General features: G+C 49.9%; 22 protein-coding genes. 6 read left to right on the top strand and 16 right to left on the bottom strand.

Annotated elements, in window-relative coordinates; translation table 11 throughout:
* The first annotated feature begins 365 nt into the window (after positions 1-365).
* On the top strand, positions 366-854 hold the full coding sequence (locus C4S74_RS04790; RefSeq protein WP_103994185.1) for a YfbM family protein: 489 nt from the start codon (positions 366-368) through the stop codon (positions 852-854).
* Between the two features lie 166 nt (positions 855-1,020).
* Here C4S74_RS04790 and C4S74_RS04785 read toward each other — a convergent pair whose 3' ends face one another.
* From C4S74_RS04785 to C4S74_RS04725, 13 genes are all read right to left on the bottom strand, one after another.
* A complete protein-coding gene (locus tag C4S74_RS04785) occupies positions 1,021-1,590 on the bottom strand; it encodes a hypothetical protein (RefSeq protein WP_103994184.1) in 570 nt (189 codons plus the stop codon).
* A gap of 174 nt (positions 1,591-1,764) precedes the next feature.
* Positions 1,765-2,289, bottom strand: a complete 525-nt coding sequence (locus C4S74_RS04780) for a hypothetical protein (RefSeq protein ID WP_103994183.1) — start codon at positions 2,287-2,289, stop codon at positions 1,765-1,767.
* Positions 2,290-3,029: 740 nt separating this feature from the next.
* Positions 3,030-4,040 carry a phosphotransferase enzyme family protein gene (locus C4S74_RS04775; protein ID WP_258042376.1) on the bottom strand — a complete coding sequence of 337 codons (1,011 nt, stop codon included), beginning with the start codon at positions 4,038-4,040 and terminating at the stop codon, positions 3,030-3,032.
* 61 nt (positions 4,041-4,101) lie between these two features.
* Complete coding sequence (locus C4S74_RS04770; RefSeq protein WP_103994182.1) at positions 4,102-5,289, bottom strand: MFS transporter; 1,188 nt, start codon at positions 5,287-5,289, stop codon at positions 4,102-4,104.
* 42 nt (positions 5,290-5,331) lie between these two features.
* Positions 5,332-6,075 (bottom strand): ABC transporter ATP-binding protein, encoded by a 744-nt coding sequence (locus C4S74_RS04765; protein WP_103994181.1) that lies wholly within the window; start codon positions 6,073-6,075, stop codon positions 5,332-5,334.
* Positions 6,062-6,904 (bottom strand): ABC transporter ATP-binding protein, encoded by an 843-nt coding sequence (locus tag C4S74_RS04760; RefSeq protein ID WP_103994180.1) that lies wholly within the window; start codon positions 6,902-6,904, stop codon positions 6,062-6,064. The genes C4S74_RS04765 and C4S74_RS04760 overlap by 14 nt, the downstream gene beginning before the upstream one ends.
* Complete coding sequence (gene opp1C, locus C4S74_RS04755; RefSeq protein ID WP_103994179.1) at positions 6,891-7,784, bottom strand: nickel/cobalt ABC transporter permease; 894 nt, start codon at positions 7,782-7,784, stop codon at positions 6,891-6,893. The genes C4S74_RS04760 and opp1C overlap by 14 nt, the downstream gene beginning before the upstream one ends.
* Entirely contained in the window at positions 7,785-8,717 is a 933-nt protein-coding gene (gene opp1B, locus C4S74_RS04750; RefSeq protein WP_103994178.1) for a nickel/cobalt ABC transporter permease, read from the bottom strand.
* Positions 8,718-8,771: 54 nt separating this feature from the next.
* A complete protein-coding gene (gene nikA, locus C4S74_RS04745) occupies positions 8,772-10,379 on the bottom strand; it encodes a nickel ABC transporter substrate-binding protein (protein WP_103994177.1) in 1,608 nt (535 codons plus the stop codon).
* A 25-nt stretch (positions 10,380-10,404) separates the two neighbouring features.
* A complete protein-coding gene (locus C4S74_RS04740; protein WP_103994176.1) occupies positions 10,405-11,721 on the bottom strand; it encodes an opine metallophore biosynthesis dehydrogenase in 1,317 nt (438 codons plus the stop codon).
* Between the two features lie 15 nt (positions 11,722-11,736).
* Positions 11,737-12,546, bottom strand: a complete 810-nt coding sequence (locus tag C4S74_RS04735) for a methyltransferase domain-containing protein (protein WP_103994175.1) — start codon at positions 12,544-12,546, stop codon at positions 11,737-11,739.
* A 29-nt stretch (positions 12,547-12,575) separates the two neighbouring features.
* Positions 12,576-13,409 carry a diaminopimelate epimerase gene (locus C4S74_RS04730; protein WP_103994174.1) on the bottom strand — a complete coding sequence of 278 codons (834 nt, stop codon included), beginning with the start codon at positions 13,407-13,409 and terminating at the stop codon, positions 12,576-12,578.
* Positions 13,410-13,645: 236 nt separating this feature from the next.
* Positions 13,646-14,248, bottom strand: coding sequence for a sugar O-acetyltransferase (locus tag C4S74_RS04725; RefSeq protein ID WP_103994173.1), 603 nt, complete (start codon positions 14,246-14,248; stop codon positions 13,646-13,648).
* Between the two features lie 228 nt (positions 14,249-14,476).
* Between C4S74_RS04725 and C4S74_RS04720 the strand changes: the two genes are divergently transcribed.
* The 4 genes from C4S74_RS04720 (at position 14,477) to C4S74_RS04705 (ending at position 18,371) form a co-directional block, all read left to right on the top strand.
* Complete coding sequence (locus C4S74_RS04720) at positions 14,477-16,717, top strand: PQQ-dependent sugar dehydrogenase (protein WP_103994172.1); 2,241 nt, start codon at positions 14,477-14,479, stop codon at positions 16,715-16,717.
* A 360-nt stretch (positions 16,718-17,077) separates the two neighbouring features.
* A complete protein-coding gene (locus C4S74_RS04715; protein WP_103994171.1) occupies positions 17,078-17,614 on the top strand; it encodes a TetR/AcrR family transcriptional regulator in 537 nt (178 codons plus the stop codon).
* A gap of 75 nt (positions 17,615-17,689) precedes the next feature.
* Positions 17,690-18,001 carry a multidrug efflux SMR transporter gene (locus tag C4S74_RS04710; protein ID WP_103994170.1) on the top strand — a complete coding sequence of 104 codons (312 nt, stop codon included), beginning with the start codon at positions 17,690-17,692 and terminating at the stop codon, positions 17,999-18,001.
* A 13-nt stretch (positions 18,002-18,014) separates the two neighbouring features.
* A complete protein-coding gene (locus tag C4S74_RS04705) occupies positions 18,015-18,371 on the top strand; it encodes a multidrug efflux SMR transporter (protein WP_181024299.1) in 357 nt (118 codons plus the stop codon).
* A gap of 179 nt (positions 18,372-18,550) precedes the next feature.
* Here C4S74_RS04705 and C4S74_RS04700 read toward each other — a convergent pair whose 3' ends face one another.
* A complete protein-coding gene (locus tag C4S74_RS04700; RefSeq protein WP_103994168.1) occupies positions 18,551-19,294 on the bottom strand; it encodes a DUF4184 family protein in 744 nt (247 codons plus the stop codon).
* Between the two features lie 461 nt (positions 19,295-19,755).
* Between C4S74_RS04700 and C4S74_RS04695 the strand changes: the two genes are divergently transcribed.
* Positions 19,756-20,631 carry a pentapeptide repeat-containing protein gene (locus C4S74_RS04695; protein WP_103994167.1) on the top strand — a complete coding sequence of 292 codons (876 nt, stop codon included), beginning with the start codon at positions 19,756-19,758 and terminating at the stop codon, positions 20,629-20,631.
* Between the two features lie 698 nt (positions 20,632-21,329).
* On the opposite strand, the gene C4S74_RS04690 is transcribed toward C4S74_RS04695, so the two are convergent.
* Together C4S74_RS04690 and C4S74_RS04685 are read right to left on the bottom strand one after the other, a co-directional pair.
* Entirely contained in the window at positions 21,330-21,734 is a 405-nt protein-coding gene (locus C4S74_RS04690; protein ID WP_103994166.1) for an NUDIX domain-containing protein, read from the bottom strand.
* A gap of 127 nt (positions 21,735-21,861) precedes the next feature.
* Entirely contained in the window at positions 21,862-26,406 is a 4,545-nt protein-coding gene (locus C4S74_RS04685) for a discoidin domain-containing protein (protein ID WP_103994165.1), read from the bottom strand.
* Between the last annotated feature and the right edge of the window lie 50 nt (positions 26,407-26,456).

Here is a 26,456-nt window from a genome sequence, read left to right as displayed (position 1 = left end):
TTCCCCCCCCTATGCAGGGTATGAGAAGGATATTTTTTGAAAGAAAAGAATAAGGTAACTTTCTTGCCGATAAAGAATAAACCATTTTTTTGTTTTATTCTTTAAACAGTGGCAAGAAAACTTACATTATCCTCTTCAACTCCGATCGTTAAGTGTCAGCACGATCTTAACATGCCCGCTTTTACATTGCAACATCTCAAAGAATAAGGCTGCCTGTTTCGGCCTGGACACATACGGATCTACTACATTGAGATATCCGAGATTTGACTCATATGTCTACTGTTCCTTGAAATACTCACTTCCAGAATGTTACATTTAGATTGTGCAGTATAACCCCTACTAAAAATGGAAAGAAGGCTGACAGCATGGCAATGAGAGGATATTACTTTTCTATGGATAACGAACTGGTGCAGCAAATCGCTGCAGGCGACATTGCATTGAAGGATTTGAAAATAGACAAATATCCCGGACTGGACATTGATAGAACCTGGGAGGCGATTCATTTCTTGCTTTGTGGAAGTATTGCCGACGGTGAGCCCCCTCTTGGCTATGTGGTGCCGATAACGTCGGACAAAGGCATCGATTTCGGCTCCTTCGGGGCGTTTTCCTTACGTGCCGAGCAAGTTGCCGAAGCGCTTCAGGCTATGTCTGAGCTGGATGAAGCGCAGCTCCGCTTGCGGTATGATTTTCCGGTCATGCTCAAGGAAGAGGTATATCCTCTTGAGGCTGGCATTCATTCAGACGAGGATGCGGACGAGTTTTTCGCCTACTTGCTTCAGCATTTTAACGAAATCCGACGTTTCTACAGCCAAACCGCAGCCGAAGGCAAAGGTCTCATCTTCTATATTTTCTGATTACATAGCTCATGGAACCCTCGCCTAACTTCATATTGTTGGACATAAGAAAACGACCCCGGGCTTAACTAAAGTTCGAGGTCGTCTACTTTTTTACTCATCATCGATTTGTCCAGCGGTGAGATCTTGCGATTAAGCAGGCGAAAGCTCACGAACCGTTCATTTTTCATAACGTACTACGCCGCAGTTCATAAAAATACTGCACAATCGGGTGCTTTAACTTGATCTTCTCGGACATGTTCAAAATCCGCTTTTTTCCAACTCGTCTATCCACCAAAGCCAGAATATTCAATAAAATATCATGGCTCTCTATGCTTTCCTCTATAGAAGTGGATAAAAATTTATTAGCTACAACGATAAAATTTGATTTACTTAATGACGTCTGTACCGACAAAAGTTCCTTTGCATAATCAGCTATTTTTCTGCTTCTTGCAATTACTTTTAGACGATCCTCCGGAACCATCCCTTTCGTTTCTTTTCTGACTGCTTCAATCTCTTCATGGCTGATAGGAATTTGGATATCGGGATCATTCTTAATTTCCAGCTCCGTCTGATACCATCTGATTAAGTTAGCTGCATCATTCATGTTAAGTATGTTCTTTTTATCGACCGTAATATAACAAATTCCAGCTTTATCAGGTAAATAACGGTAGCCGGTTGCACGGTATTCGACTCTTCCCTCTAACGCAGGACATAGAAAACTCTCCAGATTTTGTTTCAATTTGCTCCAGGACATGTATTCACCTTGTTCTATATTATTAATAACTGCCTATAGGGGCAGTCGCTCTATTCGTTATCATACAACAAACGGCGCTCAATCCTCTATGTTCTAATGAAAATACTTTCATCGCTGAGGGGGAAAGACAACATCATGCTTGCTTATCTTAGGCACGCTTCCGTGCCTCCACCTTTATTTTTGTATGTAAGGTTCGTAATCCCTCTGATAGGATACTTTCGTTTCTTCATACGTAGGTATTTCCAAAAATTTAACTTCTTCAATATTCAACCGAAAAAAGTCATTAGCTATAATTTTCACTATTTTCTCCATGCTACTTATATCCCAAGCCTCTGACAACTTTGACCAAACATAAATATAGATAGGCTTATGAACGTTGTTATTCATTGGAGCAGAGTGGGTAACTTGATGTGAAATATCCTCCTGATCCCTCGGATAAATATAGCTATACCCTACATCCAAGTTGCCGTTTATAAACCCTTCAATTTCACTACAGAAATCTTTGTCCTCAATTTTATCAAGTTCATTATTTAATACATTTATTAGACAGGGCTGTGTTAATACATCAAAGTAACCTAGAAAATTATCTTTCTGTTCATCCATGTATAGTGTGATTTCATCATTACAACTTTTTTTACAGAATCCATATACTCCATACCAAAATAGCAAATGGCGAACATGTACAAATAAAGTTTTCATATTGTTCCATCAACCTCATTTTTCGTCTCGGAAAAATTGAATTCACCAATTTACTTAAAAAGGTCTCCTTTGATTATCAAAACACCATGTCGCAATTTTTTAGCTAAGAAATGGAATAATAACTTCGAATTTTCTTACCTCTCCATAAAGACCCCTCAATTGTTCACTCCATATAAAAATTCCACTTAAAAATGAAAAACCCTTCCAGTCACAGGAAGGGTTTGAGCACCAATACATTTTGTTATTAATCTTTCCTCACGAGTAGTAAACAGCATTCCACATGTGTGTAGTTGAGGGAGTGCAACATTCCCACAGAAATGGCATTTGCTCTTATGACTTGGGCGGCTAAAACAAGCCGCTCTTTTTGTTTCAACTTGTTTTAGTAAGAAGGAGCATAGATAATGTTAACGTCGGTATCAATAACAAAAGCTACTTGTACATCTTCCGAGTACGGTACTATTTCAAAATTATGGAGTCTGCAAAACACTTCGGCCAGTTCCTTACTATCTGTGATTTGTGCCATTGCATCCCGATACATTTTTTTCAACTCAAAATGGTTGCATTCCCTACCAAATACAATAACTTGTTGATAAAACCCATCAATTTTGACTAACATCTTCTCACGATCGGGTGCTAACCAATCTATATAGCTTCAAATGTGTTATATACACCATAAAAGTAGCATATTTGCTTTCCAAAATATTCACCCAGTGACTGACGATTCGCAATTACTATCTCTTTCAGAGTAGGAGTGAAAGCAGCATTTCTCCTCGCTTAGCATACTTAGTCAAATGTTCTTTCAGAAGAGCATCTTCATGGTTCTTTAGTAACTCCATGGTCTTGGCAGTAAAATTCCAATTCAAACAACCGGTTAACCATAACAAGGAAGGAAGTCTCTCAAAATCTCTTTGTGCAAGCAATTCTTCTGCCCCATATCCCCGTAGTACTGATTTTGCAAGGATTGGCGACATTTCATGAGAGGCGATTCCATGAGTTCGAGAGTACCATTTTACTAACCACGCCAGCCCCTCTACCCTATCCGTATATGTGATGGATTCAAAATCAACGACGCCGATAATTTCCTCCTTATCATCCCAAAGAATATTTAAGGGGTTTAGGTCAGATTGAACGATATAGTCATACGAATCCGTTTTTGCTTTCTCTTTATGATAGTCAATTTCATTGAAGTAACTTTTTAATAATGCATTTGTGGAGGGCGAAAACTTGGCCGAGTCAGCGTGGTTACAAAGTAACTGGTAAAAATGATCGTAACCTTTACAATGTGACTCTTTAGGAAAAACCACCGTTTCGAATTTCGACGAGATGTTATGTATCTTTCGTGCGAATGCACCAAATTTTTCTGCCTGGGAATCCGTACAATAGGTAAGATGTTGACCTTGCAGCCACTCAAAAAGCACGAATCTCCATAGTTTATCTGCCTCTTCGACTATAGTAAATGGTTGCCCATTCATGGTGGACACATGTTCCATAAAAGGGATGCCGGAATCAAGAAGAAAATTGCAAAATCTCACTTGTTCCGTCAGAACTTCATCAGACAAGTTAATGAATACGCCTGATTCATAGCGCTCATTTCCAATAAATCTGGCTGAATAAGATTTGTGATCCACATGAATTTTGAAATGTAAATCGCCATGCCAACTATCCGGTTGGAGTTCTTTTTCAATTATTAGTCGGTCAGGATTTAATCCATACTGTTTTATGGCTGTTTGCAGTAATTTCGTCTTATCCAAACATACACCTCCCCGAACTTACTTATGAACATGTCCACTGTCCGCAAATAGTACTATACTTCTATAAACCCGGTCGCGCAATCTTTCGTCGATCATAGGCAAAAAAGATCATCGACACACCCAAAACCGCACAAATCGTATACATAAACGAATAGGAGGAAAGATCCGCGATGGGGCCCATAACGACGCCGCCCAGCGAAACGCCTAAATCGGCCGAAGCGATAAATATACCAACTAACACATTTCGATCATATTTCGGCAGTACAAAAGTCAAATACGTCGTTAAGGTCGGATAAAGCAGGGCCTGGGCAATCCCGGTCAAACATGCGCCGGCATAAAAAAACACCGTTCCGCCGGCTGCGGACAAGCTTACACACTGCGCTCCTGCGGCTAACATCAGCATAATCGCCATCATAAAAGACGAATGCCATTTTCCGTCCGAAGGAATCTTCTTCCTCAGCGTAAAACGGGCAGCCACCACGGCCGTCGCCTGAATCATGAGATAAACGGCCGCATTGCCGCTTTCGATCTGCATGGCATATAGGGGAATAAAGGTTGTCACCGCTCCGAATACAAGGGAAGCTGTCAGCATCAGAACGCTGCATTTGAATAAATGCGGATTTTTAACCAGTTGACCGAAGGAATGGAGCATTGCGGCGCCAGACCCCGGATGACCCCCGGCGGGTTCAGCCTCTTTTTTTTCCATACTCGCACTATAGCCCGTAACTCCGGTAAGAAGGGCAATCAAGATCATGGCCGCCGTAAAATAACGGCTATCCGCTGTTTGCCACATGCCCAAAGCCAGCAGAGGACCCACAATATTCGGCATGGAAGCGCATAAGGAATACATCGAAATGCCTTGCGAACGGTCCTTGTCCGGCAGCGCGTCTATAATACCCAGCTGCAGAGCCATGGAGAAAAAAGCGGTACAGACCCCCTGCAGCATACGGGCGGCGAAATATCCCCCGAGCCCGGTAAACGTGTATAGGATAAGGGCGCATCCATTAATAATAAGAATCGCGCGCAGCACTTTAACCGGACCATACTTGTGAATCATATGACCCGCCCAGGGCCGGAAAAACATCGTTGTAAATAAGTACGCCCCCATAATGATCCCGATCGTTGTATTCGTGGCCCCCAGCGATTCGCCCTTCAAAGGAATGATCACATTTAATATGGAGTTGGCGCTGAAATACAAGAGAGTCAATAGATACAGCCTCAGAAAAGGCCAGGACAAAGCTCCTCTCACCGTTCTTGCTCCTTCCCGGTTCTCTCCGGCCGCTTCCTGTCGCTAGGGAATGATCATGTGCAGCAATTTCCTTGCATATGCCGATTGAACGTCTTTTAAGTGTGCGATGCTCACCGTTTCTTCGATCCTGCCCTGTCGCATGAAAATGATCCTGTCGCAAATATAGGCGGCCGCCTGAATGTCATGGGTGATGAAGATGTATCCCATGCCGTAAATTTCCCTCAATTTTTTGAGCAATTGGAGCACTTGAATTTGAACCGAACCATCCAGCGAGCTGATGGATTCGTCCAGCAAAATACACTTGGGCTCGGTCGAAACGGCTCTGGCAATGCACACCCTTTGAGCCTCCCCGCCCGATAATTCATGGGGGTATTTTGTCCGATAGGACGAGTCCAGCCCGACTTGATGCAGCAGCCGGTCTATCTTGCCCGAAGCCTCTTTTCGCGGTATATTTTTCAGCTTCAAGGGTTCCATAATAGCCTGCTCAACGGTATAAAACGGATTCATGGAAGAAGTATAGTCTTGGAAAACAGCGCTAATGTTCCCCCGTCTCTCTTTTCGCTCCCCGATCCTTTTCCCCTCGAATAAAACGGTTCCTTGATCCGGCTCTTCAATGCCTATCAGCAAGCGGCCCAGGGTCGATTTGCCGCTCCCGCTTTCTCCGATGATGCCCAGGCATTCCCCCCGCTTACATACGAAGCTGACGTTGTTTAATACATGTTGTTTGTTAGCGGAAAATAAGCTGCCCTTACGGTACGATTTCCCGACGCCTTCAACTTTCAGCACAGCCGCCGCCTCCCATTATTTTCGTGAAATGGTGATTCAGCGACAGCTTCGAGGAGACCAAGCAGCGGGTATATTCGTGCGAAGGTTCCGAGAAAATGACCGGGGCCGGTCCTCTTTCCACGATTTCTCCTTCTTTCATAACCAGCACCTCATCGGCAAGCTTTCGGACAATGCCCAGATCGTGCGAAATATACAGTATGGCGCAGCCCATGTTATTCCGCAGCCGCACAAACTGTTCGACCACCTCGTATTGGGAAATCGTATCCAGAGCTGTCGTCGGTTCGTCCGCGATAACCAGGTCCGGTTCCAGCACGATAGCCAGCGCAATCATGACGCGCTGAAGCATGCCTCCCGACAGCTGGTGCGGATACGCATTCATCACCGCGATCGGATCATTGAGCATGACGCTTTCCATGGCTGCTTTCATCTTCGCTGTGATTTCGTCGCGGCTCCAGCCGAAATGTCCGGCAAGCGTTTCTTTTAAATGAACCCCGACCACACAAGAAGGATCGAAGGCGCGCATACCGTTTTGCAAAATCATGCAGATCTGTTTTCCTCTTCGTTTTCTCATTTCTTTCTCCGGCAGCCCGCTTAAGTTGATTCCGTTGAACACGATGTCACCGCTCTGGCGCAGGTTCGCTTTATTTAATCTCATAACGGCTCTGCACGTCAGAGACTTCCCGCTTCCGCTTTCTCCAACTATGGCCACACAGCTTCCCCGTTTCACCTCAAAGGAGCTAGCCGGAATGATCGCGAGTCCGGTATGGGCATCCCAAATTTTTAACTGCTTCACTTCTAAACAAGTCGTCAACGGATTAAGCCACCCCATTTCCTTGAATCACTGCGCCGGAAACGGCAGTCTGACTATGAGGCTTCACCTGGGAGGCTATCAATTTGGGGTTTAAGGCGGTTTGAAGCGCATCCGACAAAAAGTTGACGGCCGACACCACAATAACGATCGCCAAACCTGGGGCAGCCATCAGCTCAGGCCTGGAGAACATGACTTCTCTCGCCTCGTTTAACATCATGCCCCACTCCGCATTAGGAGCTTGAATGCCTAACCCGAGGAAAGAAAAGCCCGATACCTGCAAAATCATGGACCCGAAAGAACTGCTTGCCGCAACCGCAATGTCGGGAAGCGCCACGGGCACCATATGCTTCGCCATAATATGAAGGCTTCCGGCCCCGATCGCTTTCGAAAATTTCACATAGTCCGCTTCCGCATATTGCATGACAGACGTCCGGATGACGCGGGCAAACCAGGCCCATTTCATGCACACAAACGCAAGCAGCATATTCTCAAAACCCGCTCCCGCAACCCCGATCACGGCCAAGATCATGACATAACCCGGAAAAGAAAGCATCACATCGCAAATTCTCATCACGACGGCATCTGTTTTTCCCCGCAAATACCCTGCCATAAAACCCAGAAACGCGCCGATTCCTACCGTCAGGAACAACGCAGCCATGACCCAGAGCACGCTGGGCCGGATGCCATAGATGATTCGGGACAAAATACACCGCCCCAGTTGATCGTTGCCTAACCAATATTCCATGGACGGGGCGGCAAACCGAAGCTCCATATGTACTTCTCCGGGCGCGTGCGGCGCAAACAAAGGGGCAAATATCCCGGCGATCAAGGTGACCGCGATTACGGAAAGTGATAGGGCAGCCAGCTTATCCTTCCATAAATCCTTGAATAGCTTCATTTAAATCCCCTTCCTCAGTTTGGGATTCATGACCGCCTGGATGATGTCCGATAAGGTATTGAACACAACGAAGGCCGCTGCCAGGACAAGGACATAGGCTTGAATGACCGGGAAATCCCTGCTGCGGATCGATGTGATACTCAGCGTACCCAGCCCGGGCCAGGCAAAGAGGTTTTCCACAACGACAGTGCTTCCGAGCAGAATGGGGACGGCCATGCAAAACACGGAAACGGCGACCTGAAGCGAATTTCTCAGAAGATGGATCGTTATGTTCCACTCCGATAGCCCGCTTGCCCTGCCGTACAGCACATAATCTTCATTCATATTGCTGATCATGGAACTTCGGACAATCCGAAAATAAACCCCTGTATAACTGATTGCGATCACGGCAGCGGGTAAAAGATAGCTGGTGTAGGAATCCATTCCGCTTGTCGGGAGCAGGTCCAAATGGACAGAGAAATACCACACCATCAGCGCCCCAAGCCAGTAGGACGGCATAGCCGTCAGAAAAAACAAGACGCCTCTAATCGATTTATCCGTCGGTTTCCCTTCTCTCCACGCGCAAATCACGCCCAGGGCTACCGATAAGACGATAATGGCCGCCATGGAAACGCTTGTGAGCTTGAATGTATTCAGCAAGGCCGGTCCCAACAGTGACCATACCGGTTTTCCCGTGACGTACGAATGGCCGAAATCGAGCTGCAAGCAGGAAACGAACCAATTCAAATAACGAATGAGAAAAGGCCGGTCCATCCCGAGCGCTCTCTTCGTTTCGGCTATCAATTCTTCGGTAATATTCGGTACGCCTTGCGCGTGCAAAATCACTTCGGCCGGGTCCAACGGAGAGAGATTGTTCAGGACAAACGTCAAAAAGGACACCGTCACCAGCAAAGGAAGCGATACTAAAGATCGTTTGAGGATATAACCGCCCATAGCCGTCTCCTTTTTGCACAGGGTACCAAGGAGGATTCCTGTGCATTCATTTCACTACTCAAAGTACATCCGCTCAAACGGCAGCTCGAATTGCGTCTGCTTAAACGAGATTCCTTTCAAATTGTCGGGAGCCAGGACGGTGACGCTGCCATTCGTGATGGGGATAAAGACACTTTCCTCATGGACCGTTTTCAAAATATCCGCATACAACGATTTCCGCGTCTTCTCGTCAGTTGACGCCATCACTTCATCTATTTTCTTATACAGCTCGGCCGCTTTCGTTATGCCGCTTGTGGTATGTTTGTAAGAGGCTTCCGAAGTGAAGGCGGCAATTGTACTTTGCGGATCATAGGCCAGCCCCCATGTTTGATTGAACATCAAGTCATAATCTCCCGACGATCTTCTTTTCGCAATGGAAGAGGATTCTTCGCCGATAAGCTCCAGCCCCAAACCGATCTTCTTCAATGCGCTCTGAATGAACTCGGCTTGCGTTTTTTGCGAAGAAGAATTGACGTCGTAGTACAGCTTCATGGCTAACCGTTTTCCGGCTTTCGTTCTGACTTCGCTGCCGTTTTCCAGTCTCCAGCCCGCTTCGTCCAGCAGCGTTTTCGCCGTTTCCAAATCATAGCCCCGCTTCTTCAAGTCGACGTCGGCATAAGGGACATTGGATGAGAAGAGCGTGCCGGCCGGCGTCTCCAGCCCGTTAAAGATCTGTTTGCTAATGGTTTCCCGGTCAATGGAATACCCGATCGCTTCACGTACAGCCGTTTCATGAACGGGATGACCTGATTTGCCGCTGTTGGCAATAATCATTTTCGTATTCATCGCTTTACTTCTGATCATCTGGAATTTACCGGATTGAACTAACTTATTCATCGCTTCCACATCAATACTGTCTGCACCCCGGTCGTCCGTGAAAATAAAATTAACTTCTCCTTTTTGCAGCGCCAAAAAGGTCATTTCCCCTGCCGGAAGAACTTTCGCCGTAACTTTCTTCACTTTCGGAGCGCCGCCCCAATAGCTGTCATTTGCTTCAAAAACGGCGTACCGGTCGGTTTTATGGTCCGTGAGCTTATAAGGTCCCGTGCCGCTGTACCCGCTCACGCCATCCTTAGTTTCCCCGTTTATAAAACTTTTGGGCGAAATGAACACATACGGTCTTGTCATCGACAATTCCAGTAAAGCCGGGTAATAGGGCTCCGACAAAGCCAATTCAACCGTATATTCATCCAGTACCGTACAGCTCACGATTTTGGCCGATAATTTGATCCAGGAATGTTTGCCGGCATTTCTCTGAACGGCCTCGATGTTTTTCTTTACGGCTTCCGCATTAAACGGCTCCCCGTCGTGAAAGGTCACGTTTTTTCTCAGGTGAAAGGTGTAGGTTTTCCCGTCCTTTGAAGTTTCCCAAGACTCGGCCAGCAGCGGCTCTATTCCATCTTCCGTATTTTCAACCAGCGATTCGTACACCATGCCCTGCGCCGGCATCGAGCCTGCATATAAATGGGGATTCATATCGTTAATATCCTTCGATGTGGCGTATACGAGTTCTTTGCTTCGTTCCATAGCCTCCGTCTTCGCGCCATTTCCGCCGGCACAGCCTGCCAGGAGGGCAGCGCCACCGAGTAACGCAGCTAATACAATGTTTTTTAGTCCAGTCATAACTTTTCCTCCAGTATGCAGCGCTCTATTCGTTCCCGGAACTCAGCCTTGTTCCTATTTCACTGCAAATCATGTTCAGGTCTTCTTCAAAGCTTTGCACGGCGAATGCATCCGACAGCAACTCGCCCTTTAGCATCCCCTCCGCCGTTTCCTTCATTTTCGCCTCGTAGGCTGTAATGAATTTGTCGATGGTCGGACAGCTACAATCCATATATTTCGCAATGCCTTGTATGATTTTGATCCGGTAGTAATCTTCCTTCGGCATTCGCGGGATGTCCCAATCCCCTTCCCGGTTAACGAAAATCCGCCGGTAGGGAACTGCCGAGAAATCGAAGTATTTTCCCTGCGGGTCCGGCTCGGAAAAAGGATCGATTAACAGCGACGTATACCGGATGTACAGCAGGTACTCTTGATGAATCGCATCCAAATGAATAAAGTTTTCCTTATCCAGGCGGGATAAGCTTTCCGGCCACACGGGATAATTGTCCTCTGTCATGAACTTCAGCAAATTCAGGCTCTTCACGTTCAACTTTTCCATAAGGGCCGAAATTTCTTTCCACTGGGCCAGCATGTCGCGAATTAAAGCAGGGGTGATGGGGCCTTCGGGAAACATTTTATAGACGAATTTCGCGGGAACAGCTTCTCCGAATATGACATTTAACGAAAAGTCATTCATAAATAAAGGCGGATGGACGTATAAGGAAATATTTCTCGTTTCCGCTTCGAACGGAGAACTCAGGACTTCCAGGTGAATACCCGATTGCTCAAGCAGCTTATAAAGCCATCTGACATTTTCGGAGGAAGTCTTGGTCGAGCCGATGAATACTTTGTTCTTGATTCCTGTCGTCAGGACATGACCGGAGGGCTCATCGTGCTTCCAGCGGGTATCGCCGAGATAAGTGGAAAAGCTTATAATTTCCGCATCCGAACGAAGCTCGTCCATGTATTGCCGCACCAAGCTTCCCGATCCGAATGTAGGAGAAACCAGCACGACGCATCTTACTTGCCGCAACAGCCTTTCATCCATTTGTTTGAGCACCTTGATGTAAGCGTCCGTAGTAACGGACAGGATAACGGTATCCCAGTGACCCGCAACCGTTTCATATCCCTCAAAAACTTCATCGACGAGGCATTCGCCTTGCAGACGCCGGTGACTCTCATTTTGAATGTCCGCGCGGATGCGCCGGCCGTTTTGTTTCAGTCCGGCAAAAAATTGCCGGGAACGCGCGGACTCCCGCCAGGCGATTCCTATGCGGCAGTTTCCGTATGTTTTTAGCAGGACGGCCAATTGAATGGAAGCGGGCCCCGTTCCCGCCAGCAGAACGCGTTGAACATGACTCATACAGCCTCTTCTCCTTTACCGCCTTGAAGTCTTTGCTTTTTGATACAATGCGACATCGAACACATGTCCCGTACGCCGAACGGTTTCAACCAGGCTCCATTTGCGCCCGTCCGTCTCCCGCAGCGGGTAATTGAACAAAGATTTCAATCCGTCGCCGTATCTCATGGCCACAATCACATGATCGGCGGTTAACAGCTCCAACTGGTCCAGCAGGTCATATTTATCGACAACCGTTGAGCTGAATATGATGTGAGTCATCTCTTGAATGTCCTCCAGTTGTTCTGCGGATACGTTCTCCAGCCTGATGTTCAATCCGCTTCCTAATTTCTCTATAACCCCTCTTCCAAGCTCTACCGCCTCTTCGTCAATATCAATACCGACCACTTCCGCACCCGTTTGCTCTGCTATGTACAAAGGCGTCATGGGGAATGAACCCGAGCCCACCAGCAGCACTTTCGAATCCGCTGCCACTTGAAAGCTTCCGAATTCTTTTTCGATGCAGGAATTTATATTCCGGAAATAATCCGTCCTGTCGGCCTCTCCATTCAGCAGCTTCCATGCACGGTATTTTTCCATAATCGCCACACAATGCGCCGAACTCTTCCTTAGATCCGCCGCTAGCGAGGAAGCGGGGCCCGGGGCTTGCCAATCTATCTGTTCCCACACTTCTTTATTTCCCTCGTTTGTTATCAAAGCCGAATAATGATCGATGACCGCTTCTAATTCCGAGCTAAGATGTAAAGTGCCGTCATAACGACCGGCTATATCCGTAAATTTTTGTTGAAAACCGGTTAACGTTCGCAGAAAAGATTCAGACCCGTTCACACATTTTCACTCCAGTCGGGATTAAATAATTAACCGTCAATAAAAGCTTTGCCTTGTGCCACGATTTCAACGGAACCTTGAATGAGAAGGCTCGTTATCTCATCTCCGGCCCACTCGGCCGTAACGTTCATGGCGCCCCCGGGCTGCTTGATTTGCGCAGAGACGGCCCCTCGGCATCTCCAGGACAGAAAAGCGCCGATTGAGGCCGTGCCGGAACCGCACCCTCTTTCCCAAATCATGCTTTCTATGGAAGGAACGTAAATGAGCGGAGCCAGTTCAGCCGTATCGGGGTTAAAAAGCAGAATGCCGATTGCGTCAGCTTCCATAGTGATTCCAAGCAGCCTAGCTAATGACTGTGCCTTATTTCTCACCGTCACATCGAAGAGATCGGTTTCAATCACAATATGTAAAAAATCAGGGTACTTCACCACGACGAGGTTCAAATCATCGCCTTCAAACGTAATCGTTTTTCGGTCTACTCTCAGGGGGACGGGCATTGTCAGCCGGCACCGGTACTGTTCCCCCACTTTTTCGACTTGGCATGCCACTACTTGTTCCGTACCGGAAGCTTCCAGGACGATTTCCGTGAAATCACCGGAACTCATTTCTTTCTCGGATGCAGCGAAAGCGGCTAGGGCCATGCAAGCATTGCCGCAAAATTCACCGCCCGCCATTTGTAAACGGGCCTCGGCTCCGCTTTTGCCCGGTCGTTCGATAAACCCTACTTGTTCGGCGTATACATGATCATAGGACATCATTTTTGCGGCAATATGCTTATGCTCCCGGGCAGGATGACTCGTTTTCACAAGGATGGTCATGTTCTGGGTCGGATTGCATTTCACAAAGTCAATTTCACGTTTCATCGCGCAGCTACCCTCTGGACAAATTTTTACGAAAAGAAGTTTACATCACCGGCCGGTGTTTAATCGTAATCGTAACGATTACTATTTATAATACTCACATTGCGGGACAGCGTCAATACATTCGTTTGCAAAAAAAAGATGCCCAAAATCGGGCATCCGGGAAAAGCACGCCACATGCGGGCCGCCAAAAAATAAGACCGCTCCGGAAGAAGCGGTCTTTAAAGGTATTCCGGCATTTAAGCGTCCCGGAACTGGTTCCTGTCGTCCTCCGTAATGGGACGAAGGACGCGGCACGGATTGCCCGCGGCAATGACATTCGCCGGGATATCCTTCGTAACCACGCTCCCCGAGCCGATAATCGTGTTGTCGCCGACCGACACGCCGGGATTGAGAATGGCGCCACCTCCAATCCAGACGTTGCTGCCGATGGAAACCGGGAGCGCGTACTCCACTCCATCCTTTCTAGGTTCGGGATGTATGGCATGGCCGGCCGTAAAGATACTCACATTGGGACCGATGAGCACATTGTCGCCAATCGTTACCTGATTGCAGTCCAAAACCGTTAAATTGTAATTGGAATAAAAATTTTCTCCCAGCGAAATATTGTACCCGTAATCGCAGCGGAACGGAGGTTCCACAAAAAAGTTCCGGCCCGCACGGCCGAGCAGCGGCCGGAGCAGTTCGTTCCTTTTTTCGACTTCGCCGGGACGCAGGGCGTTATAGTCGAACAACACTTCCTTGGCATGCTGCCGTTCGTTCAGAAGCTCTTCTCCAAACGCTTTGTAAGGCTTGCCGGCTATCATTTTTTGTTTCTCGGTCATAGACTGCGGGTCCGTCATCGTGTCTAAACTCCTTTTTAGCTCGGATTTACACAATCTTTATTGTAACACGCCTGCTCTGCGCCGCAAAAAGGATAAGCGTTTACATTTGTTCTATATACCTTTTACTGGGATATATGGTAAAATGATTTACGAAAGTATAAGCGCTTTAACTTTCGAAAGGAGGATCGGATTCGTCTTTAAGCAAACCCTTAGTGCCATTCCAAACCATAAAAAGGACGTGTGGGAATGATTACGCATTGCAAACAGGTTGCTTTAAGTCTCTGCTTTTGTCTTCTGCTCATTTTGATACCCGGGCCGGGATCGGCCAAGGCGGAAAGTGTGCCGGCTCCCTGGAAGCAGCAAAACATCGGCTCGCCCGCTTTGCCGGGAACCGCCTCCTATGATCCTGATGCGGGCCGTTTTGAAGTCAGCGGCTCGGGCACGGACATTTGGGGCAAATCGGATCAGTTCAATTTCGTCTATCAGCCCTGGACGGGAGACGGCTCGATTGTAGCTCTCGTTTCCTCGCAGACGAACACCCACGACTTTGCCAAGGCGGGCATTACGATCCGCGAAACGCTGAAGCCGGACGCCAAACATGCCGATTTGCTGCTGACGCCTTCCAACGGATTCACGTTCCAGTACCGGACGGAAAACGGCGGCACCTCCCAAAGCGAGAAAATCGCTTCGACCAGTCCGGCCTGGGTTAAGCTGGAGCGCAAAGGCAGCGTCATCCGGGGGTACGTGTCCAACAACGGGCTGAACTGGGGCGATCTGGGGACGCTGACTTTAAAGATGAACGCCTCCGTGTTTGTCGGTCTTGCCGTCACCAGCCACAGCACCTCCAAGCTGAGCACGGCGACCTTTACCAATGTGACGGTGAACGCTTCCGGAGATGTATTTCCGCCGACCGAACCGACGAACGTTCAGGCCAAATCCGTGACCGATACGTCCGCGGAAATCGTCTGGACTCCATCGCTCGACGATGTCGGAGTTACCGGCTACGATTTGTACAAGGATGATGTTCTAACCCAAAGTAACGTTACCGGCACTTCTTATACATTCACGGGTTTGACGCCCGCCACCACCTACCGGTTTACGGTTAAAGCCAGAGATGCCGCCGGAAACAGCTCCGCGGCCAGCGCTCCCCTGACGGTGAAGACAACGAGCGGCTCCGATACGGAGAGCCCGGCCGCTCCCGCCGGACTTGCGAGTTCGGGCAAAACGTCCACATCCGTCCAGTTAACCTGGACAGCGGCAACGGATAACGTAGGCGTGTACGCCTATGATGTTTACACGAACGGCAAATTGGCCGGCAGCACCGACAAGACCTCTTACAACGTGACGGGGCTTACCGCCAATACCTCCTACAGCTTTACGGTGAAAGCCCGCGATCTGGCCGGGAACGTCTCCCCCGCCAGTAAAGCGCTGTCGGTTAAAACGAATCCGGCCTCTTCGGAACCGTACACGCCCGAGGTCGTCGCTTCCAATCTGGAAACGCCGTGGGCGGTCGATTTCGCGCCGGACGGCCGGATTTTCTTCACCGAACGCAACAGCGGAAGAGTACGCGTCGTGGTGAACGGCCAGTTGAAATCCACACCGGTCATTACGCTGGGATCACCTTTCTACTATATGCCCAAGAGCGAAGGAGGTCTGCTGGGACTGGCGCTCGACCCGGACTTCGACAAGAACCATTATATGTATATTTACCATTCCTACAAGACTTCCGACAACAAGGTAGCCAACCGGGTGGTCCGTCTCATCGAAAGCAACAATACCGCCAAAATCGACAAAGTCCTGATGACGAACCTTCCCGGAGCGGTGTATCATAACGGCGGCCGCCTCAAAATCGGCCCGGACAAAAAGCTTTATTTCAGTAACGGCAACTACGGGAACAAGGACGACACTCTGACCTACCTCGGAGGAAAAATATTCCGCCTGAATCTGGACGGCACGATCCCGGCCGACAATCCGTTCGGCGCTTCTTCCCCGATTTACAGCCGGGGACACCGCAATCCGCAGGGATTGGCGTGGCAGCCCGGAACGAACCGGCTTTTCGAGTCCGAGCATGGAGAATCGTCCAAAGACGAGATCAACTTCATTCAGCCGGGAGCCCATTACGGCTGGCCTCAGTATGAAGGCGGAAATCAGAATCAGCCGGGCATCACGCCTCCTCTTCTTTACGCCAGCGGAACCACATGGGCGCCTTCCGGCATCACATTTGTGACCAAAGGGCCGTGGGCGGGGAATCTGCTTGTCACCAATTTGAAGGGCAAACAGATTATCCGCATGACCGTTAAGGAACAGAACGGCAAGCCCGTCATCGACAGCGGCAGTCTCAATTATTTGTACGGCAATAAATACGGACGTATCCGCGACATTGTCGAGGCTCCCGACGGCTCGCTTTATTTCGTAACCAGCAACAACGGGGACAAGAACGGAGACGGGACTCCCGATAAACTGATCCGGTTAGCGCCTAACTTTTAAACATAGCGTGCGAATGAGAAAAGAGCGGGATATCTCCGCTCTTTTCTCATTGCAGACAAACTCCCTTGTTTCCATCGGAACTAAGTTTGTTCATTTTTTCAGCTAATAAGAAGAGAAGAATTACAGTGGAGGTAGACCTACCACCCAACCTTCAGAGCCGGGCGGCTAACTTTTTGAGGTTCATGCAAGCGAAAACGAGCATCATTTGCATCGAAACTTTTACATGAAGAGATAAGTTTGGATGTCTTTTTTATTCAACGTCCGTGCCAGATTGTTGAACTAAGAGGACTGGTCGACTTTACTAAATGATTCCAAGTGTTATTATATATATAACGATCATTATAAAAAGGAGTGTACATCATGGCATCAAAGAAAAGAGAAGCTATATTAAATACAGCAGAAACTTTGTTTTATGAATATGGTTTTCACTCCATTGGGCTGAAAAGAATCATAGCAGAGGCTGATGTAGCTTTGATGACTTTTTACAATCATTTCTCCTCTAAAGAAGATTTGGTTGTGGAAGTATTAAAAAAGAGAGAACTTTATTATTGGAATCTTGTAAGGCCGCAAAATAGAGATTCTGAAAAGTGGGATATAGACGATGTGATGAATGGTCACGCTAAATGGCTGACCGAAAAAGGGGACATCGGTTGTATTTTTTTACGAGCGTTGGAAGAATATCGAGGAAGAAGCGAAGCGATAGAAAAACTTACCATAGATCATAAACAGGCTTTTATGGACTATTTAAGAGAGGTGCTATCCCAAAATAACCGTTCGCCAGATTTATATCTTCGTATCCATACCATTATTGAAGGATCTACTTCCATGGCTGAAATAATTGGGCATGAAAAAGCGATAAAAGAAGCAAGGAGATTGTTAAAAACAATAATAAAATAAAAGAGAAGATCCTTTATTTTTTTAGACAAAAATATAATGATCGTTATATCTAATTTATGAAAGGAGTATTATTCTTTGGCTTATTTATATTTGTTTATTGCTATTCTGTTAGAGGTTTTTTCTTCTGTTCAGTTAAAATTGTCGCAAGGATTTCAGAGGTTCTGGCCAGCTTTATTTACTTTAATTGGTTACGGGACGACGTTTTATTTTTTAGCATTGTCTTTAAAAAGTCTTCCCATGGGGATTGTTTTTGCGACTTGGTCAGGTATAGGAACGGCTTTAACCGTTTTGATCGGAATTCTTTTTTTGAAAGAAAAAATAACCATGAAATCCATAACAGGATTATTCGCTCTACTCTTGGGAGTATTTCTGCTAAATTTTGTATGAAGGGATGGGTACAATGTTAGAGAAGCACACGCTTTATTTAACAATTGCTATTGCATGCGGAATAACGGGCGGGACGTTTTTAAATTTGTCTGACGGATTTTCTAATGTATGGTCAACAACAGGCGCGTTGTCTTTTTATTTTGTCGCTTTTTTACTCTTATCTTTTTCTATGAAGGTTGTTCCTCTGTCGATTGCCTATGCCGTATGGGGTGGAACAGGAGCAGGTTTGCAGGCTATAATAGGCGTTGCATTTTTTAATGAAAACATATCCGTCATCAAAATCATATCGTTGCTTTTAGTTGCACTAGGCATTGTGCTCATAAACATTTCGAAACCGATTGATCAAAATGAACAAGCAAACCGACGATGACGTGTACGGCATCCCGAGCGCTCGTATTAATGATCGTGTGTAAAATCCGAAAGGAACTTTGTCTACAGGCTGAAAAGAGCGTGATTCTCCGTACTTTTTCACTTCACTTTTTGCTTCTATTTGCTTCTCTTCGCCTCTTTTTAAAGCCGCCGAAAGAAGGCCCTCTCGTTACAACCACTTCAACTTAGGCGGTTTCCGCGGACACTTTTGATAAAAAGCAGACAAGCCAGAAAAACGGCAAGCATAAATGAGCTGATGGCCGGAACGACAAGCCGCAAAAGAAACGCCAGTCCCTCGCCGTCCGCTGCGAACACAGCCGCTATCACGAAAATCAAGACAAACAGGGCAAGCGCGGTCAACCAGAAAGGCGCAGCGGAAACCCGCGTTCTCTCCTCTGCCGGTACGCGTAAATGCCGGTGTATCCACCAGGCCGTCCCTATCAACCCGATCAGTGTGCTTCCGTGCTGTGCCGCCTTGTAGATGGGGATCTCCAGACTTCCCACCGTTACCGCTTCGCTGAGGAAGGAGACATGGTTGACTATCCAGGCGCCTTTGTGCGTGAATTGGTCCCAAATCAAGTGAGTGCCCGTGCCGGCCAAGCCCAGAACCGCGACGGCGAACCAGCCTTTGAAGGAGCCGGGAATTCTGCCTTCCCTTCTCCAGCGGTAAGGAAACCGCCCCGGCAAATAATCGTAAAGCGCAGGCCGGACAACGGTTTCGAAGAGCAGAAACAGCAGGATAATTACCGGAAGATTAAACAGCACGATCCCCGCGCCTTCGTGGCTCCATACACCGGCAGCCCGGAAACGGATGAAATACTCGAAATCCGGGGACATGCATCCGATAATCAGAGCGGATACCGGAAGTGTCGTTTTGTTCCACCACGGCATAACCGCCGCGGGATGCGCGAACGTAAAAGGCATGGTCCTCCTCCTGTCTGTGGCGGTTTTAGAAATGGAGAGAGCCTTCCGCCAAGAAAGGCCCCCTATTGTTTATGCAGGCCGGGCTTTAATAATAAAGCGGTGATGTGTCGTTTGGAAATAACCTTTTTCTACGATAATCCCGTGAATCTCGTACAACTTCTCCAGATAAAGGTCGGGCTCGAAACCGGGAACCTGCCAAGGAGCGGCATTCAAATCTCTTGGTACTAATGTCAAATGAGCTCTGTGCGGAGGACCTCTTATTTTGAGGTATGGGAGTTAGGTTTCATGCTCCGGGGAGTTCAAAATCTTTGCCTGCTTTTCCTCCTTGATCTTATTTTGAACAGTCCGTAATAACCGTTTTTTTGATTATAAGAAAAAAATCCTTTCGCTTCGGGCGGACTTGACCTTAAAATGGAGAATGCCACTCGCATTTGTACGGTCATACGAAGGGAGTTATTACAGTGTCTCAACCTCATGAAAATCCGGAAACGGATTCCTATAAAAACCCGCAGGAGCTTCTGTCCGACTGCGAAAAATGCTTCGGCCTCTGCTGCGTCGCGCTGCCTTACGCGGCATCCGCCGACTTTGCGCTAGACAAGGACGCCGGACAGCCGTGTCCGAATCTGCGGCATGACTTCCGCTGCGGCATTCACACCGGCCTGCGTCAGCAGGGCTTCAAAGGCTGCACGGTCTATGACTGCTTCGGCGCGGGACAGAAGGTTTCGCAGGTGACTTATGCCGGAGAAGACTGGCGCCGGGATCCCGGGTCCGCGAAGCAGATGTTCGAGGTGTTCCCGGTTATGCGGCAGCTTCATGAGCTTCTGTGGTACTTGTCCGAAGCGCTGACTCTCCAGCCCGCCCGTTCCGTGCATAGTGAGCTGCGCTCCGCGCTGGACGAGACGGAACGCCTGACTTTCCTGGCCCCGGAAGCTCTTCTCGAGCTTGATGTCTCCATGCATAGGGGGAAAGTCAACGAGCTTCTTTTGCGGACGAGCGAACTCGTCCGAGCCGATGCCGCGAGCCGGCGGAAAGGCAGTACGCCGCGCCGTAAAGTCGGCCGGGGCGCCGACCTCATGGGGGCGAACCTGAAGGGAGCCGATCTGAGCGGCGCCAACTTGCGGGGGGCGTACCTCATCGCCGCCGATCTCCGGAACGCCGATCTGAGAGGGGCTGACGTGATCGGCGCGGATTTCCGCGACGCCAATCTCGGGGGAGCCGATCTCCGCGGGAGCTTATTCCTCACGCAGGCCCAGCTCAACGCGGCGAGAGGCGATGCGCGCACGAAGATTCCGTCCGCGCTTCTTCATCCCTCGCACTGGTCAGCCGCCGGGCATTGAACGTTACGGCGGACAACCGGCGCGAGATGATGTTTTGCTGAGAGCATGGCGCCCGCTCGTAAGCAGCGGAACGGCCGGCCTTCCGGCGAATGTTTCGGAAGAGAAAGTGCAGCGAGCATGTTTGTCCGACTGGATGTTCCCGCCATCGGTTTACGTACCCAACGGCCTCTTTCTATACAGTATAAAGCCTTCCTCTTGCAATTTACAAAAAACGGATACTGCCGCACGGAAAGCCGTCTGTTCTTTCGAACACGAGTGCTGACGTCCGCCCGTGCATGGTGTTTATTTGCCCCGAACATCCGCTGTTTTAAAACGTCAAAACGGAATATGTGCGCCGTCCTGTCGTGCGCGGCCGCATCGTTCTATCTGGGGTTGTCGCATCGTTTTATCGTAGGTTGTCGCATCGTTCTACGTGCGCTGCTGAACCTTCCTATCGTGCGTTATCGTACCGTTCTACGTGTGTTGCCGCACCGATTTTTCGTGCGTTATCGTACCGTTCTACGTGTGTTGTCGCACGTTCTATGTGCGTTACACCCTCCTATCATGCGTACCGCACGATTCTCCGGAAAAAGCATACACAAGCGCATTGTCCATCTGCTTCACCAAGTCATCAAAAGAAAAACCGGCTGCAAGTCCCTGGAGACTTTAGCCGGTTTTTAAGATTTACATTGCCAGATGCCGCCTACCGGCTTTACCGGCTACAGAAGCAGCTTTAATTCATGAAGCCGGTCGAAAATGAGCCGGCTCACAGGAGAGACATGCTCCCGGTCTGCATAAGTTAACCAGACAAGTTCCTCGATTTCGGAAGCCGGGCTTAGATCGCCTTCGAATTCCGCCTGGTAACAAGCCATCCGCACGAGAGTTCCTTCCTCTTTTCCGTGAGCTTGGGCTTCAAACGTCCCGAAATGCGACACGGTTTCTGGCTTGATGCGGACGGAAACCTCTTCCTCCACTTCACGCACAAGCGTTTCGGTATCGGATTCGCCGGGATCCCGTTTGCCTCCGGGAATGTAATACGTGTCTTTTCCTTTAGAGCGCGCGCTAAGAATGCGGCCGTTTTCCACGTAAATCCACGCGATTTTATCTATACCTGCTGCTGACATACGATATACCCCCGCTTGTTTTTTCTCAAAAGTATATCACCTCCCGCCTTTATTTCAAAGGCGCCAGAGAAGCACAAAAGCGAGCGGGGGTATGCATGCATGCCTCCTTCCTGCGGTAGTCAACTGTTCATTTTCGGCCGGCGGCCCGCAGCAGCAGCGTTACGGCTTCCGCACGCGAAGCCGGATCAGCCGGCGCGAAAATGCCGCCTTCGCGTCCCGCGACAAGGCCCAGCCCGGCGGCTGCGCCGACATAACCGCGTGCCCATGCCGGAATGTCGCCGTTGTCGGCAAATGCGGTCCGCGTTTCCCGCTCCGCGGGCAGCTTCAGCGCACGGGCGGTCATGACCGCCATCTCCGTGCGGGTGATGTCCGCCCCGGGCCGGAACGTACCGTCGCCGTAGCCGTCGATGATGCCGGCTGCGACGGCTTGAGCCGCCGCCGTCCCGGCCCAGGCGCCGATATCGGCCGCGTCCGCAAAGCCGGGAAGGGACGCGGTGCCGTCAAGGTGCAGCGCTCTTGCCAGCAGCACCGTGAATTCAGCCCGCGTCACCCGGGCGTCCGGCAGGAACGTGCCGTCGGGATATCCGTCGGCAATCCCCTCCGCGACCGCTCGGAAGACCGCTTCCTCCGCCCAGTGTCCGGCGGTGTCTCGGAAAAGCGGAGGGGTCTTCGCCTCTTCCTCCTTCACCGCAAAGACGGCGAATATTCCCGTATCGGCCGTATCCACGCTGATTTTGCCGTCCGCGGCTTCGCCTCCGAGCCGGGTCCACTGCTTCCGGGCAGAATCATAGGTGAAGACCGCCGCTTGACGATTTGCTGCTGCCTTCCCTACATCGTAAGCCAGCGTCAGCTTAATCGGCTTATCCAGGCTACTGCCGGTGCTGCGCGTCACTTCAAAAACCGGGCTGACTCTCTCCCGCCCCCCGCCGGTAAGCCCGGTAGGATCCGCGATTTTTCGGATGCCGAACGTGACGGTTTCCTTCGAGACTCCGGCAGGAACCTCGATTCCGATTTCGTTCCCAAGACCGGTTCTCCCCCCTTCGCCGGGCTTCAGCGTAAGTTTACCGGTCTCTCCGTCAGGCTGCGAACCTCCCGCGCCGCTTGAGCCGCCGCCTGCACCCGGCCCGCTGCCCCCGTCTCCCGGATCAGGGTCCGGCCCCGAGTGTTGGATCGATTCTTTTAAGCGGGCGTTCAAATCGCGAAGCGTGTCGATAACCGTTTCGAAGCGGACCGGATATTGAAGCAGCAGATTCTCCACCTGCCGGCGTAAATCCGGGCTGCCTTTTCCCGTGGACAGCAGCTTGGCGGATTCGGAGATCAATGCCTGGTAAGGCACCATTTTATCGTCGCCGGATACTTCGAACTCGTAGATCGAGTACCCGTACTTAGTCCCGTCGACCGGCTTTCTCTCGACTCCCTGAAATTTGACGTACCTCGCCTTTACAGGCTGAAAGTCGATGATGTCCAGCTTGCCCGCGGAAGCCAGTGTCTCGTCACTCCCTTTGACATTGGTCCATGTCTGCTTGTCTTCGGATACGAGAAGCTTAAATTTCTCCGCCGCCGTCTCCCATCCGATCTGGACTTTGTTGATCGTTTGAGACTTGCCGAGATCGACGATCATCCATGAAGCGTCATCGTACGCGCTCGACCACCGGGTGAACAAATTGCCGTCGATCGAATTGCCCGGCGTATGCTCGGGAGCTTCGAGGGGAGAAGACTCCGCTTTTTGATGAAGAGCCAGATTATTGACATCCAGCAGAGGCAGAAATTCATTGTAAATGTTCATATTGTCGATCGCGCCTTTAAAAGCGTTCGTCTCACTTCCGATTTTCTGAACCGGCAGCATCAGCGTCTGAATGCGTCTGACCGGAAGCCCGAGTTTTTCGGCGTACTCATTGCCGTTCACATAAAGAGAAACACCCGCCGCATCCCCCGTCAAGTAAAGATGCGTCCATTTGTCAGCCGGCACCTCATAGTTGAAGACACTGTCGTAATCCTCTTTGGAAAAGCCCAATTTGCCCGTTTTTCCTTGCTTCAGCTTGATTTTCCCCATAGGAGACTCCATCAGTACGGCATCTTCCGGGTTATCACGTTCAGGCTTGATCCACATGGATACTGTCCAGCCGAAGCCCATCGTGTCGATCGGAGTTTCGACGTAGCTTTTACCGCCCCGGAGATAGACCGCTTTCCCGTATTTTCCTTCCGTAAAAGCAATATTCTCGCCTTTTCCGTGAAGCTTGCTGCCGGAAGTGTCCACTGTCCCCCCGTCGAACGGATACCGGATCACCAGGCCGTCCGGCCGGTCTGTAGAGACACGGTGCAGGCGGTTCACGCCGGGTGCTTCGCCGATCTCCGCAGCCGTCGCCATAAAGTCGTCATAATCATTGCCCTCCCTTGCTCCCTGCCACATTTTCTCCGAAAGAACCTGCATTGCGGGCAGCATACGGATATGAGAATCATCCATCGAAACGCCGGTTTCATACGAAATATCGTTCCAGATGGCGAACATGCCGCCTTTCAGCCGCGGAAGCCCGTAGGGCAGCGTAACGCCCGGCCATTTCACAGGCTCCCACTGCCGGTAAAGAAACGGGGTATTTAAATAATCCCGGTACAGCCGCGGAACGAGATACATATAGTTGGTATCGAAATTGACGATGTCATAACCCAAATCCATCGCCTGCTTCGGACCTCCGTACGGCTCATACCAAATGCCCATGGTGGCCTCGTTGCTGATGGGAGTCGTCCCCGCGTATTCATTCAGGCCGCCCCAAAGATGCGGATGCTTGCCCTTGCTGTTGATGTGCTTGATCAGCGTATCCATATAGCCGCGGAAAACTTCTTTGGAAGGCCCCCCGTATTCGTCCGTTCCGATATGAACATCCGGCCCGAGAAACGTCGGTTCCCCGTTGTTGTAGCCGTCGATATATTCGTCGAAAAGACTTTTGACAAAATCCACGGTTGCGGGCTTCGAAATGTCAAGCGTGTGGTCCGTGCCGAGTGAAGGATCGTAGGTCGTGAATATCCGCGAATGCCCCGGCGTGTCGATTTCAGGAATAATGTTGATGCTGTAATCGCTTCCAAGTCTCTGCAGCTCGCGGAATTCCTCCTTCGTGTAATGGCCGTCGGAGCTCGCCAGGCCGGGATAACGCTCGCTTTCCAGACGGAAGGCGGCCCGCTGCCCGTTCTTGAACGGAACGCCGACATCGTCGTTCAGATGAATCTGGAGATCCGTCATCTTGTACCAGGCCAGCAGTTTGACATAGTCCCGCAGAAAATCAATCGTGTAAAACTTCCGGGCGACATCGATCATCAGCCCCCTCGTTTCGTACTTGGGGTAGTCGCGCGCCGTTCCGGCTGGAAGATGCCGTCGCTCCGGATCTCCTTTCAGAATCTGCAGCACCGAGCGGGTTCCCCAGAAAATGCCTTTCGTTTCCTGAGCTGTAATGGTCACGTTGTCTTTCACATCCAGCAGGTAGCCGCCCGCGCCGAGATGCTTCAAGGCCGGATCCAGGATCATGACTAGGTCCCCGGCGGATGCTTTTTTGCCTTGAACGACCTGCGGACTAAGTCCGGTCATCTCTTTCAGATCCGTCCGGACTATCTCGGCCGTCTTCAGCAAAGCGGGGTCGCTGATCACGATCCTGGAGGAGGCCGTCAGAGCGAAGCGGCCTGTTCCACCGGCCCATTCGCGCAGCGAAGGAATGACCTTCGGTTCGGGATTGCGATCCGGCGTCTGGGTGTACAGCCCGGGAACATGCACGCCGATGTTGCCGGTCACTGCTTTCCGGGCGGGATCCGCTTCACTCTCCACCTGCAGAAGGAGCTGAACGGTGCGGTCCGTTAGCGGCGGGTGGATGCGGCCTTCTTTGTCAATGACCGGCAGGGCGTCACTGCCGTAGACGGATATTTTATAGCCGGGCGGCATGGGCGGCAGCGTAAGTGAGGTCTGTCCCTTAACGACCGGGTCAAGCTTCTGAATACCTCCGATAATTTTAGCGATAGGGTCCTCTTGGTACACTTCGAATTCGTAAAAAGAATACCCGTACAGGATGCCGTCGCTTGCCGGCGCCCGCTCCACTCCCTGGAACTTGACGTATCTTGCTTCGCGGGAAGGAAAATTCAGCACCTCCATGCCCCCTTCGCATTGGATCAAGCCGTCGTTTTCCTTAATATTCTCCCATACGTCCCCGTATACGGAAGTAAGCACACGGTATGATTTGGCGGGGGTCTGCCAGTGAATCACCACTTGGCCGATGTCCTTTTTGCCGCCAAGGTCCACCTCGAACCATGAATCATCCGTTTTGGCGGACGACCAGCGGGTCCCTTTATCCCCATCGACGGCCATCTCGGGAAACAGACCGTAATCCACCTCGTTGCCCGAAGCTTTGACGGATTTTTTCAGGGCAAAATTTTCGCCGCTGCCGGACGGCGCGCTCAGAAAAGGCCCCGGACGTTGTTCGGGAGCCGGGCGTTCCGCCGGTCCGCCGTACGTTTCTTCCGCAACGGGGATAGCCTCCGGAGCAGTTCCCGTCTGCACATCCGCCGCTCCCGGGCTCTTCGGATTTGGACCCGCATGGACCGCAGGCTGGCCCGCGCTTAAAACGATCGAGAATCCAAGTACAAATGTGAGTATTCGTGAAAGTTTCGCTTTCAGTCCTTGATTTGTCTTCATTGACTCATCCTCATTTCTCTGAAGGAGTGGAGATCGTTTTCTACCCTGCG

The sequence above is a fragment of the Paenibacillus sp. UNC499MF genome, assembly GCF_900107975.1.
Classification (GTDB): domain Bacteria; phylum Bacillota; class Bacilli; order Paenibacillales; family NBRC-103111; genus Paenibacillus_F.
Note: the sequence above shows the minus strand (reverse complement) of the source record. Positions and strands in the feature narration are given on the sequence as shown.